Annotated in this window: 20 protein-coding genes and 1 pseudogene; 13 read left to right on the top strand and 8 right to left on the bottom strand. The window is 74.1% G+C overall.

The window, feature by feature from the left end; translation table 11 throughout:
* The first annotated feature begins 40 nt into the window (after window positions 1–40).
* From ACIWVC_RS00420 to ACIWVC_RS00405, 4 genes and pseudogenes are all read left to right on the top strand, one after another.
* Window positions 41–439, top strand: coding sequence for a 6-pyruvoyl trahydropterin synthase family protein (locus ACIWVC_RS00420; RefSeq protein ID WP_396445356.1), 399 nt, complete (start codon window positions 41–43; stop codon window positions 437–439).
* Window positions 436–1,509, top strand: coding sequence for a glycosyltransferase family 4 protein (locus ACIWVC_RS00415; RefSeq protein WP_396445357.1), 1,074 nt, complete (start codon window positions 436–438; stop codon window positions 1,507–1,509). The genes ACIWVC_RS00420 and ACIWVC_RS00415 overlap by 4 nt, the downstream gene beginning before the upstream one ends.
* On the top strand, window positions 1,506–2,300 hold the full coding sequence (locus ACIWVC_RS00410; protein ID WP_396445358.1) for an SAM-dependent methyltransferase: 795 nt from the start codon (window positions 1,506–1,508) through the stop codon (window positions 2,298–2,300). The genes ACIWVC_RS00415 and ACIWVC_RS00410 overlap by 4 nt, the downstream gene beginning before the upstream one ends.
* Window positions 2,297–3,061 (top strand): annotated as a pseudogene (locus ACIWVC_RS00405) (lysylphosphatidylglycerol synthase transmembrane domain-containing protein); the annotation flags it as partial. The gene ACIWVC_RS00410 and the pseudogene ACIWVC_RS00405, both read left to right, overlap by 4 nt.
* A gap of 3 nt (window positions 3,062–3,064) precedes the next feature.
* Here ACIWVC_RS00405 and ACIWVC_RS00400 read toward each other — a convergent pair.
* The 4 genes from ACIWVC_RS00400 to ACIWVC_RS00385 form a co-directional block, all read right to left on the bottom strand.
* Entirely contained in the window at window positions 3,065–3,826 is a 762-nt protein-coding gene (locus tag ACIWVC_RS00400; protein WP_396445359.1) for a creatininase family protein, read from the bottom strand.
* Window positions 3,827–3,866: 40 nt separating this feature from the next.
* Complete coding sequence (locus ACIWVC_RS00395) at window positions 3,867–5,015, bottom strand: homoserine O-acetyltransferase (RefSeq protein WP_396445452.1); 1,149 nt, start codon at window positions 5,013–5,015, stop codon at window positions 3,867–3,869.
* A 2-nt stretch (window positions 5,016–5,017) separates the two neighbouring features.
* Window positions 5,018–6,346: a bifunctional o-acetylhomoserine/o-acetylserine sulfhydrylase gene (locus ACIWVC_RS00390; protein WP_396453705.1), complete on the bottom strand. Its 1,329-nt coding sequence runs from the start codon at window positions 6,344–6,346 to the stop codon at window positions 5,018–5,020.
* Between the two features lie 334 nt (window positions 6,347–6,680).
* Window positions 6,681–7,469, bottom strand: a complete 789-nt coding sequence (locus tag ACIWVC_RS00385) for a phosphatase PAP2 family protein (RefSeq protein ID WP_396445361.1) — start codon at window positions 7,467–7,469, stop codon at window positions 6,681–6,683.
* Between the two features lie 148 nt (window positions 7,470–7,617).
* Here ACIWVC_RS00385 and ACIWVC_RS00380 point away from each other — a divergent pair, with 148 nt between their 5' ends.
* The 3 genes from ACIWVC_RS00380 to ACIWVC_RS00370 are packed head-to-tail and all read left to right on the top strand — an operon-like array spanning window position 7,618 to window position 9,629.
* Window positions 7,618–8,181, top strand: coding sequence for a DUF1349 domain-containing protein (locus tag ACIWVC_RS00380; RefSeq protein WP_396445362.1), 564 nt, complete (start codon window positions 7,618–7,620; stop codon window positions 8,179–8,181).
* 55 nt (window positions 8,182–8,236) lie between these two features.
* The gene (locus tag ACIWVC_RS00375) at window positions 8,237–9,202 is read left to right on the top strand and encodes an alpha/beta hydrolase (RefSeq protein ID WP_396445363.1); all 966 of its coding nucleotides are present in this window, start codon (window positions 8,237–8,239) and stop codon (window positions 9,200–9,202) included.
* Window positions 9,203–9,245: 43 nt separating this feature from the next.
* A complete protein-coding gene (locus ACIWVC_RS00370) occupies window positions 9,246–9,629 on the top strand; it encodes a VOC family protein (protein ID WP_396445364.1) in 384 nt (127 codons plus the stop codon).
* 42 nt (window positions 9,630–9,671) lie between these two features.
* Here the strand turns inward: ACIWVC_RS00370 and ACIWVC_RS00365 are convergent, their stop codons facing one another.
* Both ACIWVC_RS00365 and ACIWVC_RS00360 read right to left on the bottom strand, forming a co-directional pair.
* Window positions 9,672–10,199 (bottom strand): hypothetical protein, encoded by a 528-nt coding sequence (locus ACIWVC_RS00365; RefSeq protein WP_396445365.1) that lies wholly within the window; start codon window positions 10,197–10,199, stop codon window positions 9,672–9,674.
* The gene (locus ACIWVC_RS00360) at window positions 10,196–10,459 is read right to left on the bottom strand and encodes a YbaB/EbfC family nucleoid-associated protein (protein ID WP_396445366.1); all 264 of its coding nucleotides are present in this window, start codon (window positions 10,457–10,459) and stop codon (window positions 10,196–10,198) included. The genes ACIWVC_RS00365 and ACIWVC_RS00360 overlap by 4 nt, the downstream gene beginning before the upstream one ends.
* A gap of 154 nt (window positions 10,460–10,613) precedes the next feature.
* Here ACIWVC_RS00360 and ACIWVC_RS00355 point away from each other — a divergent pair, with 154 nt between their 5' ends.
* Entirely contained in the window at window positions 10,614–11,036 is a 423-nt protein-coding gene (locus ACIWVC_RS00355) for a hypothetical protein (protein ID WP_396445367.1), read from the top strand.
* 70 nt (window positions 11,037–11,106) lie between these two features.
* On the opposite strand, the gene ACIWVC_RS00350 is transcribed toward ACIWVC_RS00355, so the two are convergent.
* Window positions 11,107–12,228, bottom strand: coding sequence for an ROK family protein (locus ACIWVC_RS00350; RefSeq protein ID WP_396445368.1), 1,122 nt, complete (start codon window positions 12,226–12,228; stop codon window positions 11,107–11,109).
* 148 nt (window positions 12,229–12,376) lie between these two features.
* Between ACIWVC_RS00350 and edd the strand changes: the two genes are divergently transcribed.
* From edd to ACIWVC_RS00330, 4 genes are read left to right on the top strand one after another with little or no spacing between them, the layout of a single operon-like run.
* Window positions 12,377–14,188 (top strand): phosphogluconate dehydratase, encoded by a 1,812-nt coding sequence (gene edd, locus ACIWVC_RS00345; protein WP_396445369.1) that lies wholly within the window; start codon window positions 12,377–12,379, stop codon window positions 14,186–14,188.
* A gap of 31 nt (window positions 14,189–14,219) precedes the next feature.
* Entirely contained in the window at window positions 14,220–15,197 is a 978-nt protein-coding gene (gene glk / locus ACIWVC_RS00340; protein WP_396445370.1) for a glucokinase, read from the top strand.
* Window positions 15,194–15,814, top strand: coding sequence for a bifunctional 4-hydroxy-2-oxoglutarate aldolase/2-dehydro-3-deoxy-phosphogluconate aldolase (eda, locus tag ACIWVC_RS00335; RefSeq protein ID WP_396445371.1), 621 nt, complete (start codon window positions 15,194–15,196; stop codon window positions 15,812–15,814). Before glk ends, eda begins: the two co-directional genes overlap by 4 nt.
* A 48-nt stretch (window positions 15,815–15,862) precedes the next feature.
* Window positions 15,863–16,246: a PPOX class F420-dependent oxidoreductase gene (locus tag ACIWVC_RS00330; protein ID WP_396445372.1), complete on the top strand. Its 384-nt coding sequence runs from the start codon at window positions 15,863–15,865 to the stop codon at window positions 16,244–16,246.
* Here the strand turns inward: ACIWVC_RS00330 and ACIWVC_RS00325 are convergent.
* A complete protein-coding gene (locus ACIWVC_RS00325) occupies window positions 16,233–16,391 on the bottom strand; it encodes a hypothetical protein (protein ID WP_396445373.1) in 159 nt (52 codons plus the stop codon). The genes ACIWVC_RS00330 and ACIWVC_RS00325 overlap by 14 nt on opposite strands.
* A 74-nt stretch (window positions 16,392–16,465) precedes the next feature.
* Here ACIWVC_RS00325 and ACIWVC_RS00320 point away from each other — a divergent pair, with 74 nt between their 5' ends.
* Window positions 16,466–17,395 (top strand): LysR family transcriptional regulator, encoded by a 930-nt coding sequence (locus ACIWVC_RS00320; protein WP_396445374.1) that lies wholly within the window; start codon window positions 16,466–16,468, stop codon window positions 17,393–17,395.
* The last annotated feature ends 112 nt before the right edge of the window (window positions 17,396–17,507 follow it).

Below are 17,507 nucleotides of genomic sequence, written 5' to 3'. Positions count from 1 at the left end.
CCCGGATCTTCTGCTCGGATCTCTCTGGAGGAGGACGCTGTTGTTCGGTATCACCGTCCGCGACCACGTCATGATCGCGCACAGCTTCCGCGGCGAGGTCTTCGGGCCCGCGCAGCGGCTGCACGGCGCCACGTACGTGGTGGACGCGACGTTCCGCCGGGCCGATCTCGACCCGGACGGGCTCGTCGTCGACATCGGGCTCGCCACCCGCGAGCTGGGCGAGGTCCTGGGCGGGCTGAACTACCGCAACCTGGACGACGAGCCGGACTTCGCCGGGGTCAACACCTCGACGGAGTTCCTCGCCAAGGTCATCGCCGACCGGCTCGCCGACCGGGTCCGCGCCGGCGCGCTGGGCGAGAACGCGCGCGGCCTGTCCGGCATCACGGTGACGCTGCACGAGTCGCACGTCGCCTGGGCCAGTTACGAGCGCGACCTATGACCGCCCCGGAGATCCGCGTCGTCGTCCCCGGCGGCATCGACGACACCGCCGCCCCGAGCGGCGGCAACCGCTACGACCGGCGGCTGTGCGACGAGCTCGCCGCGTCCGGGCGCCCCGTCCGCGAGGTGGCGGTGCCGGGCGCGTGGCCGCGCCCGGACGAGCGGGACCGGGACGGCCTCGCCCGCGCCCTCGCCGAGTTCCCGGACGGGGCCGTCGTCCTCATCGACGGGCTGGTGGCGTGCGGGGTGCCGGACGTCGTCGTGCCGGAGGCGGGACGGCTGCGGCTGGCGGTCCTGGTCCACCTCCCGCTGGCGGACGAACCCGGGCAGGCCGACCTGAACGCCGGCGAACGGAAGGTCCTGGAGTCGGCCGGGGCGGTCATCGTGACCAGCCCTTGGGCCAAGGACCATCTCATCGCCCACCACGGGCTCGACCCGTCCCGCGTCCACGCGGTCGTCCCGGGCACCGACCCGGCGCCGCTCGCGTCCGGCACCGACGGCGCGACCCGCCTGCTGTGCGTGGCGTCGGTGACCCCGCGCAAGGGCCACGACGTCCTGGTGGAGGCGCTGTCCACGATCACGCACCTGCCCTGGCACTGCGAATGCGTCGGCCCCCTCGGCGGCGACCCCGGCTACGTGACCAAGCTGCGCCGGAGCATCGGCGGGCACGACCTCGACGGCCGCGTCGAACTGCGGGGGCCGCTCACCGGGAAGCGGCTGGACGACGCCTACGCCGCCGCGGACGTCCTCGTCCTCGCCTCCCGCGCCGAGACGTTCGGGATGGTGGTGACCGAGGCGCTCGCGCGCGGCGTCCCCGTCGTGGCGACGTCGGTGGACGGCGTCCCCGACACGCTCGGCTGGGACCCGACCGGCGCCGTCCCCGGCCTCCTCGTCCCGCCGGACGACCCCGGCGCGCTGGCCGCGGCGCTGCGCCGCTGGCTCGTCGAACCCGAGCTGCGGGGGCGCCTGCGCGCCGCGGCCCGGCTGCGCCGCGGCATGCTGCCCGGCTGGAACGACACGGCCCGCCGCATGGCGACCGTCCTGTCCCGGCTGCGGAGGGAGGCGCGATGAGCTACGACCCCGACTGGCTCGCGCTCCGGGAGGGCGCCGACGCCGCCGCCCGCGCCGCCGAACTGCTCGACCCGCTGCGCGCCGCGCTCCCGCCGGACGAGCCGCTGGTCATCTGGGACCTCGGCTGCGGCACCGGCTCGCTCGGCCGCTGGCTGTCCGGGCGGCTGCGCGGCCCGCAGCACTGGATCCTGCAGGACCGCGACCCCGCGCTGCTCGACCTGGCCCGCGCCTCCGCCTACACCACCGCCGACGGGCTGCCCGCGACGGTCGAGACGCGCGCCGGCGACCTGGCCGGGCTGCGCGCGTCCGACCTGGTCGGCGCGTCGCTCGTCACCGCGTCGGCGCTGCTGGACGTGCTCACCGCCGCCGAGATCGAGACGATCGCGGCCGCGGCCGGCTGCCCGGCGCTGCTCACCCTGTCGGTCGTCGGCCGCGTCCGGCTCACCCCGTCCGAGCCGCTCGACGCCGTGTTCGCCGCCGCCTTCGACGCCCACCAGCGCCGCGGCGGCCGGCTCGGACCGGACGCCGTCACCGCCGCGATCAAGGCGTTCGGGCGCCGCGGCGCGACCGTCGTCACCCGGCCGAGCCCGTGGCGGCTCGGCCCCGGCCAGTCCGCGCTCACCGAGGCGTGGCTGCGCGGCTGGGTCGGCGCCGCCGTCGAGCAGGACCCGGATCTGGCCGGGATCGCGGACGGCTACCTGGAGCGCCGCCTCGCCGAGTGCGCCGCGGGCCGCCTCTCCGCCGAAGTCCACCACCTGGACCTGCTCGCCATACCTGGGGGAACATCATGAAGCGGCTCTGGCCCTGGGGGCGCCTGCTCATCGGCCTGGGCATCCTCGGCGCGCTGCTGTGGTGGCACAGCACGGACGCGTTCGTGGCGGCGTTCCGCTCCATCGACCCCGGAGCCGTCGTCCTGGCGCTCGCCATCGGGCTCGTCACCACGGCGCTCAGCGCGGCCCGCTGGCGGCTGGTCGCCCGGCGCCTCGGCCTGCACCTGCCGCTGGCCGGCGCCGTCACCGACTACTACCGGTCCCAGTTCCTCAACGCCGTGCTGCCCGCGGGCGTCCTCGGGGACGTGCACCGGGCGGTGAGCCACGGCCACCGGTCCGGTGACGTCGCCCGCGGCGTGCGGGCCGTGTTCCTCGAACGGATCGCCGGCCAGGGCGTCGCCATCGTCGCCGGGGTCGCCGCCCTGTTCGCCTACCCGGCCCTGCTGTCGGCGATGGCCCCGGCCCTCATCCCGGTGGGGATCGTCCTGGTCGCGCTGCCGGTGCTGTGCCGCTGGCGGCATCCCGCCCTGGCGTCCACGTTCAGCGACCTGCGCGCCGCCGCGCGCGCCTGGCCGGGCGTCGTCGGCCTGTCGGCCGCGGCGCTGGGCGGCCACCTGGCGCTGTTCGTCGTCGCGGCCCGCCTGGCGGGCGCGACGGCGCCGGTCCTCACCCTGCTGCCGCTGATGCTGCTCGCGCTGCTGGCGATGGTGCTGCCCGTCAACGTCGGCGGCTGGGGGCCGCGCGAGGCCGTCCTCGCGCTGGCGTTCGGCGCGGCCGGGCTCGGCTCAGCGCAGGGCCTGACCGTCTCCGTCGTGTACGGGGTGCTGAGCTTCGTCGCCTGCCTGCCCGGCGCCGCGACCCTGCTGCTGAAGCACCGCGAGGACGTCCCCGAACGCCGCGACAAGGCTCCGCAGCGCGTCCCGGCCCTTGCCGGCGCGGGCCAGTGAGGGCCGCCCGATGACGCCCGACCGGGTGTAGGCGGCCATCCCGGCCGTCAGCAGATGCCGCCGGTCGCCGGCCAGGTGGTCGGCGGTGTCGTACCCGTCCCTGAGCAGCTCGGGATGCGCGTGCAGCAGGATCGACGCCTCCAGCTCGCCGGCGTGCATGTCGCCGTCCCCGGACGTCTCGACGCCCGCCGCCCGCCGCGCGTCCTCCCAGTCGTCGAAGCCCGGGAACAGCGCCATGTCGCCGTGCGCCTCCTGCACGACGTTGCCGAGGACGTAGTTGCCGCCGTGCCCGTTGACCAGCACCAGCTTCGGCACCCCGGCCCTGCGCAGCGACCCGGCGACGTCCCGGACCACCGCGTGCAGCGTCGCGGCGGAGATGCTCACCGTCCCGGGCCAGCCGGCGTGCTCGTGCGAGCAGGAGATCGTCACGGGCGGCAGCAGCCGCACCGGGTGCGCCTTCGCGATCTCCTCCGCGAGCGTGCAGGCGATCACCGTGTCCGTCGCGAGCGGCAGGTACGGCCCGTGCTGCTCGAAGCTGCCCACCGGCAGCACCGCCACGGGGACGTCCGGGACCTCGGCGCTCGTATGCATCGGCAACATGCCCCAACTCTGCCGCATCCCGCCGCGGCCCGGCGCCGGCTCACCCGCCGAGCAGCTCCCGGACGAGCCCGCCGACCTGCCCGGTCTCGGTGAGGAACCCGTCGTGCCCGGACGGCGACTCGATCACCCGCGGCCGGTCCGCGCCCGGGATGCCGGCCGCCAGCTCCTCCTGCTGGCGCAGCGGGTAGAGCCGGTCGGAGTCGACCCCGGCCACCAGCGTCCGCGCCGTCACCCGGCGCAGCGCGGCGGCCGTCCCGCCCCGCCCGCGGCCGACGTCGTGGCCGTTCATCGCCTCGGTGAGCACCACGTAGCTGCCCGCGTCGAAGCGCCCCACCAGCTTCCCCGCGTGGTGGTCGAGGTAGGACTCCACCTGGTAGCGCCCGCGCCGCCACGGGTCCTCGCCGTCCTGCGGCCGGCGGCCGAAACGGGCCTGCAGCTCCGGCTCGCTGCGGTAGGTGATGTGGGCGAGCCTGCGGGCCGTGCCGAGGCCGGCGTGCGGGCCGTCCCCCGGCGCGGCGTCGTGGTAGTCGCCGCCGCGCCAGCCCGGATCCGACCGGATGGCGTGCAGCTGCACGCTCGCCATCGCGATCTGCTCGGCGCTCGCCGCCGCCGCGGTGGCGAGCAGCAGCAGCGACGCCGTGCGCTCCGGATGCGTCACCGCCCACTCCAGGGCGCGCATGCCGCCCATCGACCCGCCGGCCACCATCGCCCAGCGGCCGATGCCGAGCTCGTCCGCCAGCCGCGCCTCGGCGGCGACCATGTCGCGCTGCGTCAGGTACGGGAACGACCCTCCCCAGGGCCGGCCGTCCGGGCGGCGCGAGGCCGGCCCGGTGCTGCCCTGGCAGCCGCCCAGCACGTTGGGGGCGACGATGAACCACCGGTCGGTGTCCAGCGGGCGGCCCGGCCCGACCAGGCCGTCCCACCAGCCGGGCGTGGGATGACCCGGCCCGGCCGGCCCGGCGACGTGGCTGTCCCCGGTGAGGGCGTGCAGCACCAGCACCGCGTTGGAGGCGTCGGGGGCGAGCCGCCCCCAGGTCTCGTACGCGAGCCGCACGCCGGGCAGCGCGCCGCCGGCCTCCAGCGGCAGCGGGCCGTCCAGGGCGAACCACTGCCGCCGCCCGGGCGGGTCCCCCTCCCGCCAGGCCCCGGAGGCCGGCGGGAGGGAGACCGGTGCGGTCTCGGCGCCGATGCTCAGGACGCTCCCTTCGCCGCGCGGAAGCCGGCCTCCAGGTCCGCCTTGAGGTCGGCGACGCTCTCGATCCCGATGCACAGCCGGACCAGGCCGGGGGTGACGCCGGCGGCGGCCAGCTCGACCTCGTTGAGCTGGCTGTGCGTCGTGGACGCCGGGTGGATGATCAGGCTGCGCACGTCCCCGATGTTGGCCAGGTGGCTGAACAGCTGGACGCCCTCCACGAACCGCCGTCCCGCCTCGCTGCCGTCGCGCAGCTCGAAGCACACGATGGCGCCCGTGCCGCGCGGCAGGTACCGCTCGGCGGCCCCGTTCCACGGGCTGGACGCGAGCCCCGGGTAGTGGACGGCCGACACCTCCTCGCGCCGCTCCAGCCACCGGGCCAGCTCCAGCGCGCTCGCGGACTGCCGCTCCATCCGCAGGCTGAGCGTCTCCACGCCCTGCAGCAGCAGGAACGCCGAATGCGGAGCGATGGCGGGGCCGAGGTCGCGCAGCAGCTGGACGCGCAGCTTGATCCCGTAGGCGCCGGGGCCGAGCGCCGGCCAGTACCGCAGGCCGTTGTAGCTCGGGTCCGGCTCGGTGAAGTCGGGGAACCGCTCGGGGTGCGCCCCGAAGTCGAACGTTCCGCCGTCGACCACGACGCCCGCGATGGTGGTGCCGTGCCCGCCGATGAACTTGGTCGCCGAGTGCACCACGATGTCGGCGCCGTGCTCGATCGGCCGCACCAGGTACGGCGTCGCGATCGTGTTGTCCACGATCAGCGGGACGCCCGCGGCGTGCGCGACGTCGGCGACGCCCCGGATGTCCAGCACGTTGCCGCGCGGGTTGCCGATGCTCTCGGCGAACAGCGCCTTGGTGTCCGGCCGGATCGCGGCGCGCCAGGCGTCCAGGTCGTCGGGGTCCTCGATGAAGGAGACCTCGATGCCGAACTTCGGCAGGGTGTGCTGGAACAGGTTGTGCGTCCCGCCGTAGATCGTCGAGCTGGACACGATGTGGTCGCCGGCGCGCGCCAGGTTCCAGATCGCCATCGACTCCGCGGCCTGCCCCGAGGCCACCGCGACCGCGCCGACCCCGCCCTCCAGCGCCGCGATGCGCTTCTCGAAGGCGTCCTGCGTCGGGTTCATGATGCGCGTGTAGATGTTGCCCGGCTCGGCGAGCGAGAACAGGTTCGCGGCGTGCTCGGTGTCGCGGAAGACGAACGACGTCGTCTGGTAGATCGGCACCGCCCGCGCGCCGGTGGCCGGGTCGGGCTCGGCGCCGGCGTGCACCTGCTTGGTCTCGAACGACCAGCCGGCCTCGGCGGACGTGGCGGGGTCGGCGTGTTCACTCATGGCTCTCCTAGGACTGGGGCGAGGAAGAAAGGGGTTTCCTGCCGGGTCGGCGCCATCACGGCCGTGCGGATGCGGTGGGCGCGGGTCGACGGGCGCCGGGGGCGCGCGGCGCGGGCGCGCCGGGCTTGCGGGACGGCGCCGGGCAGGGCGGCGGCGTCAGCGCGTCGTGCGGCGACAAGCGCAGCTGGTGACGCGCCCGTAGTCGACATGGCGGCGCGCCACGAGCATGGTCATTCGGGCAGTTTATCCTGGTCAGGACGGTTCTCCCGAGTAACGTGCATCACAGCCGAACGAGATTCGCCCTGCCCCGCCGCGGAGGCGCCGGGCCGCCCGCTCAGGCGGCGACGAGTTCCTCGTCGCGCTCGTCGCGAGCCTGGAGCGGGGCGGCGGTCACCGGGACCGGCCGCTGCCGCGCCCGCCGCACCCGCCGCACCCGCCCGGCCGCCGCGACCAGCGCCATGGAGCCGGCGAGCAGGACGGCGGCCACGATCCCGTCCAGCCAGTAGTGGTTGGCCGTCACGACCACCACGAGGACCGTGACCGGAGCGTGCAGCGCGACGACCCACCGCCAGCGGCTCCGCGACGTCCTGACCACCGCGACCGCGACGAGCAGCGCCCAGCCGACGTGCAGCGACGGCATCGCCGCGTACTGGTTCGCGATCCCGTCGGCCGCCGCCGGATAGGCCGACGGCCCCACGGCCAGCATCGTGTCGACGGCCCCGACGCCCGCCAGCCGCGGCGGCGCGAGGGGGAACAGCGTGTGCACGACCAGGCCCGCCGCCGTCAGCACCACCAGCTCGTTGCGCACCCTGCCGTAGGAGGGGCGGTGCCGTACGTACAGCCAGACCAGCAGCAGCGCCGTCCCGGGGAAGTGGACGCCCACGTAGTAGACGTTGGCCAGGAAGGCCGTGTGGTCCCACCCGAGCGCCCACCGCTGGAGATCGATCTCGCTGGGCAGCCATTGTCGCTCGAAGCCCCACAGCCGGTGCGCGTTCGCCATCGCCTGGCCGGGGCCGTGCTCGATGACCGTCCGCCCCCACTTGTAGAAGGCGAACAGGATCGCGAGCAGCCCGGCCTCGGTCGCCAGCGGGCGCAGCCTGCCCGTTATCGTCCCGCTCGCCATCGCGTGCCCCCTCCGTGCCGGTCGTCGTCCAATCACAACCCTCGCGTCCGACACTTCCGGGGACGATGGGCCCAGCCACCCGGTGGCGGGAGGAAAGGTCCATGGAAGAGGGTGGAGCTAACCCCACCCGTTCCGTAGATTTCGGGACATGATCTCCGGTGAATGGCTCAACCGGCCTCCCGCGTCCACCCAGGACGGACCGGCGCTCCTCGTCACCGCCGAGAAGGGCAGCGACTTCTGGCGGACGACGGCCTACGGCTACGACCGCGACAGCGGCCACGCCCTCCTGTCGCCCCTCGGCCCCGAGGCCGCGATCGAGGTCTCGTTCGTCGCCGACTACGACCAGCAGTTCGACCAGGCGGGCGTCCTCGTGCGCCTGGACGAGGAGACCTGGATCAAGGCGGGCGTCGAGTACTGCGACGGGGTCCTCCAGCTCGGCGCGGTCGTCACGCACAAGGTCTCGGACTGGTCGTCGGCCCCCGTCCCGTGGACGGGACGCGAGGTGACGCTCCGGGCCAGCCGCTCGGGCGACGCGGTGACGATCCGGGCGCGCGCCGGCTCCGACCCGTGGCGGATGATCCGCCTGGCCCCCTTCCCGCCGGGCGTCCCGGCGACGGCCGGGCCCTACTGCTGCGCCCCCGAACGCGACGGCCTCACCGTGCGCTTCACCCGCGTGTCCATGGGCCCGCCGGACGAGACGCTGCACAGCTAGATACCCAAGCACTTACTTGGTATCCTCCCGTCGGCGACCGACGGGAGGACGGCACATGGCGCTCGCACCGGTGATCGAGGAACGCGCGGGCTGCGGCCCGGCCGCCCGGGCGGCCGCCCGCATCGCCCGCCGGCTCGTCCGCCCGCTCGTCGCCCGCCTCCCGTGGACCCCGGTCACGCTGCGCCTCGCCCCGCTGATCGACCTGGGCGCCGCGCTGCTGCTCCCGCCGCGCGGCACGAAGGTCACCAAGGTCCGGAACCTCGGCTGCGGGGCCGAATGGGTCCGCGGCCGCGGCGTGCCCGCGGACTCCCGCCGGGCGATCCTCTACTTCCACGGCGGCGGCTTCGTCGCCTGCGGCCTGCGCACCCACCGCCGCATGATCGCCCGCATCTCGCAGGCCGCCGGCATGCCCGTCCTCTCCGTCGCCTACCGCATGCCGCCGCGCGTCCCCATCCGGACCACGATCGACGACTGCGTGGCCGCCTACCGCTGGCTCCTCGAAACCCGCGCGCCCGGCGACATCGTGATCGCCGGCGACTCGGCGGGCGGCTACCTCGCCTTCATGGCCCCGCTGCACGCTCTGCGCGCCGGCCTGCCCCGCCCCGCCGGCATCGCCGCGCTGTCCCCGTTCACCGACCTGGACATCGCCCCCAAGATCGCGCACGCCAACGCCCCGCTCGACCCGTTCATCCCGGCCCCGCGCATGTGGGACATGGTCCGCACCTGCTTCCCGGACGCCGAGTACACCGACCCCTGGCTGAGCCCCGTCCACGCCGACCTCGGCGGGCTGCCGCCCACGCTCATCCAGGCCGGCTCCATCGAGGTGATCCGCGCCGACGCCGAGCTCATGGCCGAACGCCTCGGCGCCGCGGACGTGCCCTGCACCCTCCAGATCTGGGAGGGCCAGATGCACGTCTTCCAGATCTTCGCCGACATCTCCCGCGAGGGCCTGCTCGCCATCAAGGAGATAGGCGCCTTCGCCCGCTCGGCCACCGCCGGCGCCCACTCCCAAGCCGCCTGACGAGCGCCCGGAATCCCCGATCTTGATCGGTTAGGGTGCCACCATGCACCGCAGCCGCCTGGTCGGAATCCTCATCGACACCCCCGCCGCGCAGGCGGGCGCGGAAGCGGACTTCTGGTCCGCGGCGCTCGGCGCCGAGCCCTACCCCGCGCCGGGCGAGGAGCAGTTCACCGTCCTGGTCGGCGCCGCCGAGAACCTGTTCACCGTCGTCCAGGCGGTCGACGACGGCGGCCCGCGCTACCACGTCGACATCGAGACCGACGACGTGGAGGCGGAGGCCGCCCGCCTGACCGCACTGGGCGCGGAGCCGGTGTCGAGCTGGAAGGAGGCCCGCACGCTGCGCACGCCGGGCGGCCACCTGCTCTGCGTGGTCCCGGTCCACAGCGCCCCCGAGACCTTCGCCGCCTCAGCCCGAACCTGGCCCTGACCCGCTGCACGCCGCTGGTTTGCCGAGGGCAGAACCCGCCCTTCAGAGGTCGATGCGGGCCTTGCCTTCGCCGGATATATCGACCCCTATCTCCAACTGCACGGGAGTCGCGCTGCTCGATATGTCGAAGAGCAGTGTCCCACTGTAGTGTTCGGCCGCCGGTACACGATCGGGAAGGGCATGCCCGCCGGATTTCCCTAGAGCCCACTCGACGCTGTAGTTCGCGTTACCGGCGTACAGGCCCGCATTCCATGATGCCGTCGAGTCGCTCGGATTGCGGACTTCCAGGGTGAGTTCGCAGAACTGCCCGTTCTCCGGTCTCTCCCGGGGCACGCCCGGCGCCGCGGAAAGCCCGCAGCGGACGCCGGTCAGACGGTACGCGAGCGTGCCGTCGGTCACCTCCTGCCTCATCCCTCCGCTGCGCGGAAGGTCCGGCCCGTCGTCACCGGAGAAGAAGATCACATAGGCGAGGAAGGCCAGGCTGAGGGAGGTGATGATGAACGACCCCAGCCTCAGCGGGAAGTCCCACCGCGGCCTGGTACGGGCTGCGCGCTCGGCGGGGACCATCATGCCCTCGGAGCGCAGCCCCGGGACAGCCCCGTGGGGTGCCTCCTGGTGATCTCCGCTACTTTCCGCTCGACATCCTGTCGAGCGGCGGTGACCGCAGTGACCATATCGGCCGCAAGGACCTCGGACCCCTTGTCGGCGTATTCGCGCGGGCTTACCTCGACCGAGCGGACGCTGCCACGTGAGTCGCACACCACTGTTACCAGGCCATCGGAGGATCGGCCGGTGAGATCCAGATCGGGTATCGCCCTTGATTCGCTCATCGCTGATCGTCCACCCAGAGTCCGGGATTATTCAGGTCCACCTTCACCGTGTGAGCAGTGACGTTACCCTTTCTTGAGGCTCTTGATGTCGTGGAACGGCTTGGTTCCGCTCCAATCCTCCAGGTTGCCGCCGAAGACGCCGAAGAGAGCGGAGATGGCGCTGACGATCACGCCGGCCGCGCCGACCGCCCCGGACAAGGCGGCAGCAGCTGCGATTTCGGTTCTGACCTGCTGTGATCATCGGGTGGCCCGGCCGGTGGCAGACGATGCCGGCGGATCCGGTGGGCCGGGCGGCGTGGAGGTGCAAGCGGGTGGAGACTCGACGGCGGTTCGGGGCGGCCCGGCTGGAGGGGCTTCGCCCGAACAAGCGCCCCTCGAGAGATGGCAGGCCACTCCCATCACGATCACCGGAGTCCCCGGCAATCCAGCAAGCGAAGAGGGCACCGTCCGCACATACGGCTGCGGCATCTGGGCCATGATCCCCGAACTCGCCCCTGGCCCGCACAAAGTGGCCATCCGCGGCACCAGCGGCAATTTCCGCACCTCAGTGACCTACGACCTGACCATAGCCTCCTAGCCGCAGTATTCGTGTCCTGCGGCACTGCATCGCCGGCGAGTTCGTGGGCGCGTTAGAGCGCTTCAGTTGGTTACGGGGTGGCGTCTATGGCTTCGGGGGAGAGGATGTTCGTCAGGACCATCGCGGCGCAGCCCGTCAGGCCCGCCTGTTCGCCCAGGCGGCTCGGTTCTATGCGCAGGTTGCGGGTGGCCAGGGCTGTGGAGCGCTGGTAGACGGTCTCGCGGAGGCCCGCTATCAGGGGTTCGTCGGCGCCCACAAGGTCGCCGCCGAGGATCACCAGGGCGGGGTTCAGGAGGTTGACGGCGGTCGCGACGACCTCGCCGATGCGGCGGCCGGCGTCGCGGAGGAGGGCGACGGTCGCCGGGTCGCCGGAGCGGGCCAGGGCGGCGAGGCCGGGCAGGTCGTGCGCCGGTGAGCGGGCCAGGAGGGCGGTGCCGCCGGCGATCGCCTCGACGCAGTTGACGTTGCCGCAGCGGCAGGGGGCGTCGAGGTCGGACGGGACGGGCACGTGGCCGATCTCGCCGGCCGCGCCGAGCGCGCCCCGCTGGATGCGGCCGCCCGCGATGACGCCCGCGCCGATGCCGGTGGAGACCTTGACGAACAGGAGGTCGTCCACGCCGGGGTGGGCCCGGTGCTCGCCGAGGGCGGCGGCGTTGACCTCGTTGTCCAGGTAGGCGGGGACGCCGAAGCGGTCGGAGATCGGGCCGGTGATCTCCACGGCGTCCCAGCGGCCGGCGGCGTGCTCGACCGCGTCCGGGACGCCGAGGCCGGCGCCGCGGATCGACGACTCGTCGATGCCGGCCGAGGAGAGGAGCGACGTCCACTCGTCGAGGAGGCGGGGGAGGGTCTTGCCCGGGGACGTCTCCGCCGGGGGGCCGTCGGTGCGGGCGAGGATCGTCCCGGCGAGGTCGCAGACCGCCAGCTGCCCGCGGGACTGGCCGAGGTTCGCGACGAGGACCGTGCCGCCGGCGGCGTTGAACTCCAGGCGGGCCGGGGGCCGGCCGCCGGTCGACGGGCCGGCCGCGCGCTCGGCCACGAGGCCCCGGGAGATCAGGGACGCCACGCGGGACGCCACCGCGGGACGGGACAGGCCGGTGATGCGGCCCAGATCGGCGCGGGTGGCGACGCCGTCCTCGCGGATCAGGCGCAGGATGTCGCCGGCCGTTGAGGAACGGTTGACGGGACGGGCCATCAGGCCAGTCAAGCATGGTCTTGTTCGGTGCGTCCAGTTGGCGCAAGAGGCGGACTTTTGTTAGTTGAAGTTCATAAGTGGGTTGAATGGATGACCTATGTCTCGGTAGCTTGCTGATCGAGACACCACCCCTGGTCTGGAGCGTCCAATGCCCGTACATCCCGCGCTGGAGGCAGTGACCCGGCGCGTCGCCGAACGGAGCGCCGAAACGCGCGGCGCGTACCTGAGCCGGATCCGGGACGCCCGGACGGAAGGCCCGGTGCGCACCGGCATGGGCTGCGCGAACCTCGCCCACGGCTTCGCGGCGTGCGGCGTCCAGGACAAGCTGTGGCTCCGCGGCGACGTCACGCCGAACATCGCGATCGTGTCGGCCTACAACGACATGCTCTCCGCGCACCAGCCGCTGCAGGACTACCCCGACATCCTGAAGGGCGCGATCCGGTCCGCGGGCGGGACGGCGCAGTTCGCCGGGGGCGTGCCCGCAATGTGCGACGGCATCACGCAGGGCCGCGCCGGCATGGAGATGTCGCTGTTCAGCCGGGACGTGGTGGCGATGGCGACGGCCGTGGCGCTGTCGCACGACATGTTCGACGGCGCGCTGCTGCTCGGCGTCTGCGACAAGATCGTCCCCGGGCTGGTGATCGGCGCGCTGTCGTTCGGGCACCTGCCGGTGATCCTGGTGCCGGCCGGGCCGATGGCGTCCGGGCTGCCGAACGGGGAGAAGGCGAAGGTCCGCAAGCAGTTCGCGGCCGGGGAGATCGGGCGCGACCGGCTCCTCGCCGCCGAGGCCGCGTCCTACCACTCGCCCGGCACCTGCACCTTCTACGGGACGGCCAACTCCAACCAGATGCTGATGGAGGTCATGGGCCTGCACCTGCCGGGGGCGAGCTTCGTCCCGCCGGGCACGAAGCTGCGGGACGCCCTGACCGAGGCGGCCGGCCGGCGCATCCTGAAGATCACGAACCTGGCGGACGAGTACACGCCGGTCGGCGAGCTGCTGGACGAGCGCGCGTTCGTGAACGGCATCGTCGCCCTGCTCGCCACGGGCGGCTCCACCAACCACACGCTGCATCTCGTCGCGATGGCCGCGGCGGCGGGCATCGAACTGACCTGGGACGACTTCGACGAGCTGTCCGCGGTGACGCCGCTGCTGACCCGGCTCTACCCGAACGGGACCGCCGACGTGAACCACTTCCACGCGGCGGGCGGCACCGCGTTCCTCATCGGCGAGCTGATCGACGCGGGGCTCCTGCACCCGGACGCGCGCACGGTCGGCGGCGGCGCCCTCGACGAGTACCGCAAGGTCCCGGAGTTCACCGGCGGCAAGGCCGAGTGGCGGGAGACCGTGACCGAGTCGGGCGATCCGGGCGTCCTGCGCCCGGTGGCGGAGCCGTTCGACACGCACGGCGGCCTGCGCACCGTGCGCGGCAACCTCGGCCGGGCGGTCATCAAGGTGTCGGCGGTGCGGCCGGAGCACCGGGCGATCGAGGCCCCGGCCCGCGTGTTCGGCTCGCAGGAGGAGCTCCAGGAGGCGTTCGCCGCCGGGGAGCTGGACCGGGACGTGGTGGCGGTCGTCCGCAACCAGGGCCCGCGCGCCAACGGGATGCCGGAGCTGCACCGGCTCACCCCGCCGCTGTCGGTCCTGCAGGACCGCGGCCACCGGGTCGCGCTCGTCACGGACGGTCGCATGTCGGGCGCCTCGGGGGCGGTGCCCGCCGCGATCCACGTGTCGCCGGAGGCGGCCGCGGGCGGCCCGCTCGCCCGCGTCCGCGACGGCGACGTCGTCCGGCTCGACGCCGACGGGGGAGTGCTGGAGGTCCTCGTCCCGGACGAGGAGTTCGCCGCCCGCGAGCCCGCCCCCGGCGCCCCCGAGCAGACCTACGGCACGGGACGCGAGCTGTTCCAGGCGTTCCGCGACGCGGTCGGCCCGGCCGAGCGAGGCGCGGGAGTCTTCACATGAGCGGAGCGGACCGGGGGGAGTGGGAACTCGCATGAGCGCCCCGTGGCTGGTGGCCGACGTCGGCGGGACCAATGCGCGGTTCGCGCTGGTGGACGGCCCGGACGGCGTCCCGTCCCAGGTGAGGTCGCTGCCCACCCGCGACTACCCGGGCCTGGCCGAGGCCGCCGCAGCGTACCTGGAGGACACCGGCGCCCGCCCGTCCGCCGCCTGCCTGGCCGTGGCCGGGCCGGTCGCCGGCGGGACGTACCACCTCACCAACGCGGGCTGGCCGAAGGGCACCCCGGAGGCGGTGCGCGCCCACCTGGGCCTGCCCCACCTCGACGTCATCAACGACTTCGAGGCGCTGAGCCTCGCCCTCCCGCGCCTCACCGCGGACGACCTGATCGTGATCGGCGAGCGGGCGCCGACCGGGGACGCGCCGCTCGCCGTGGTCGGGCCCGGCACGGGCCTCGGGGTCGCCGGGCTGGTACCGGCGCCGTGCGGCTGGGTGCCGGTGCCCGGCGAGGGCGGCCAGGTCGACGTCCCGGCGGCGACCGACCGGGAGATCGAGGTGACGCGGCTGCTGCGCGCCGAGAAGGGCGCGGTCCCCGCCGAGTACCTGCTCTCCGGCGCCGGACTGGCCCGCATCCACCGGTACCTGGCGGCCCTCGACGGAGAACGGGGCGAGGAGCTGACCGCCAAGCAGATCTGCGAGCGCCGCGACGACCCGCGGTGCGACGAGGCGCTGCGCATGTTCTGCGCGCTGCTCGGTTCGCTGGCTGGCAACGTCGCGCTGACGTTCGGCGCCCGCGGGGGCGTCTATCTCGGCGGCGGGATCCTGCCGCGCATCGTGGACGTGCTGCGCGGCAGCGCGTTCCGCGACCGCTTCGAGGGGAAGCCCCCCGTCGAGGACTACGTGCGCGGCATCCCGACCGCGCTGATCGTCCATTCCGGCCCGGCCCTGGTCGGCGCCGCCGTCCGGCTCGCGCAGAGCCTGCCCGACGCTCCGCCCCGGAGGGAGCCCGCATGATCGCCGAAGACCTGCTCGACCTCGCGCCCGTCATCCCGGTCGTGGTGCTGGACGACGCGGACGCCGCCGTCCCGCTCGCCCGCGCCCTGGTCGAGGGCGGCCTCCCGGTGATCGAGGTGACGCTGCGCACCTCGTCCGCGCTGGAGGCGATCGCCCGGATCGCGGCGGAGGTCCCGGACGCGGTGGTCGGCGCCGGCACGGTCGTCCGCCCGGAGGACGCCGAGCGGTCCGCCGCCGCCGGTGCGCGGTTCCTGGTGAGCCCCGGCTGCACGTCCCGGCTGCGGGCGGCGATGGTCGCGACCGGGCTGCCGTTCCTGCCGGGCGTCGCGACCGCGTCGGAGGCGATCGCGCTGCTGGAGGCCGGGATCACCGCGATGAAGTTCTTCCCCGCCGAGGCCGCCGGCGGCACCGCCTACCTGAAGTCGCTCGGCGGGCCGCTGCCGCAGATCCGGTTCTGCCCGACGGGCGGCATCGGCCCGCGGAACGCGGCCGACTACCTCGCGCTGGCGAACGTCGGCTGCGTGGGCGGCTCCTGGCTGACCCCGGCGGACGCCGTCCGGAACGGGGACTGGAAGCTCATCCGCGACCTCGCCTCCGAAGCGGCGTCCCTGAGGTGACGTGACGGGTGATGTCACGCCCAGGACGGGGTATCCCGTCTCCTGGGCATGAACACCGCAACGACGCTGGAAAGCTGGAAGAAGCAGAAGACGTTCCTGCTGACGTCCTACCGCAAGGACGGCACGCCGGTCGGGACGCCGGTCAACGTCGTCGTGCGCGGCGACCACGCCTATTTCCGCACCTACGACAAGGCGTTCAAGTCCAAGCGGCTGGCGCGCAACCCGGAGGTGGAGATCGCGCCGAGCACGTTCCGGGGCGAGGTCACCGGCCCGGCGGTGCGCGGCCGCGTCCGGCTGCTGACCGAGGAGGAGGCGCGGCCGATCCGGCGGCTGCTGGCCCGCAAGCACCCGTTCCTGCAGGGTTTCGCGGTACCGCTGTTCCACCGGATGAAGCGCTACCGGACCCTCCACTACGAGGTCACGCTCGACTAGGGCCGTGGGGGCAGGGGCCGGCGGTCAGCCGCGGGGCGCGCCCGTCGGGGATGAGGTCCATGCGCAGCCGGCCGCAGGTGCAGCGGGTCCAGATGACGACGCCGTCGCTGGTGACGTGGCGGGAGACAACCGTGTTCTCGTTCATGTACGGCAGTCTGCAGCCCACCGATCGTTGGCGTCTATTTCAGGTTTCCGCACTAGATCGTGCAATATGGTTGCATGATTGATCTGCGCCGCCTGCACATGCTCCGGCTCGTCCACCAGTACGGGACGGTGACGTCCGCGGCGGAGGCGCTGCACCTCACGCCGTCGGCGGTGTCCCACCAGCTGCGCGAGCTGGCGCGGGAGCTGAAGGTGCCGCTGCTGGAGCCGCAGGGCCGCAAGGTGCGGCTCACTCCGGCCGCGCACCTGCTGATCGAGCACGCCGACGGGCTGCTCGCCCGGTGGGAGGAGGCGCTCGCCGATCTGGAGTCGCACCGCGCCGGGGCCGCCGGGCCGCTGCGCATGTGCGGGTTCACCACGGCGGTCGGCGGGCTCATCGCCCCGGCCGCCGGCGCGCTGCTGCGGGACGACCCCGGCCTGCGCGTCGAGGTCCGCGAGTGCGACACCGACGTGGCGATGGGGCTGCTCGCCGCCGGCGAGACCGACATCGCGGTCATCGAGCCGACCCCGGACGCGCCGCCGCCCGGCGACCCGCGCTTCGACCGCGAGCCGCTGCTGGAGGAGGCCTACGACCTGATCGTCCCGGCCGGGCACCCGCTCGCGGGCCGCGCCGGCGTCCGGCTGGAGCACGCGGCGGAGGAGGTCTGGATCAGCGTCGCGCCCGAGGTGTGCGCCCACTACCAGCAGGTGCTGACGTACTGCGGCGCCGCCGGGTTCACGCCCCGGTTCGCGCATCACGCCACCACCTGGTCGGTGATCTGGGCGCTGGTCGCCAACGGCCTCGGCGTGTCGCTCGTGCCGCGGCTGGCGGGCGGGCCGGCCGACCAGCCGGTCGTGCGGGTCCCGCTGACCGGCGACGCCGTCCCGAGGCGGCGGGTGCTGACCTGCGTGCGGCGCGGCAGCCGGAGCAACCCGCTGATCGTGCGCGGCCTGCGCGCCCTCCACGACGCCGTCCCCGATCGCTGCGCCCGGCTCGCGGCCGCATAGCCGGGCGCAGCGGTCGCTACTCCGCCGCGATCGCCTCCAGGACGTTCATCCGCGCGGCGCGGCGGGCCGGCCACGCGGCGGCGACGACGCCGATCGGCGCGCCCGCCGCGAC

The sequence above is a fragment of the Actinomadura sp. genome, assembly GCF_044508335.1.
Lineage (GTDB): Bacteria > Actinomycetota > Actinomycetes > Streptosporangiales > Streptosporangiaceae > Spirillospora.
The sequence above is the reverse complement of the archived record's forward strand: the minus strand, read 5'-3'. Positions and strand labels throughout refer to the sequence as shown.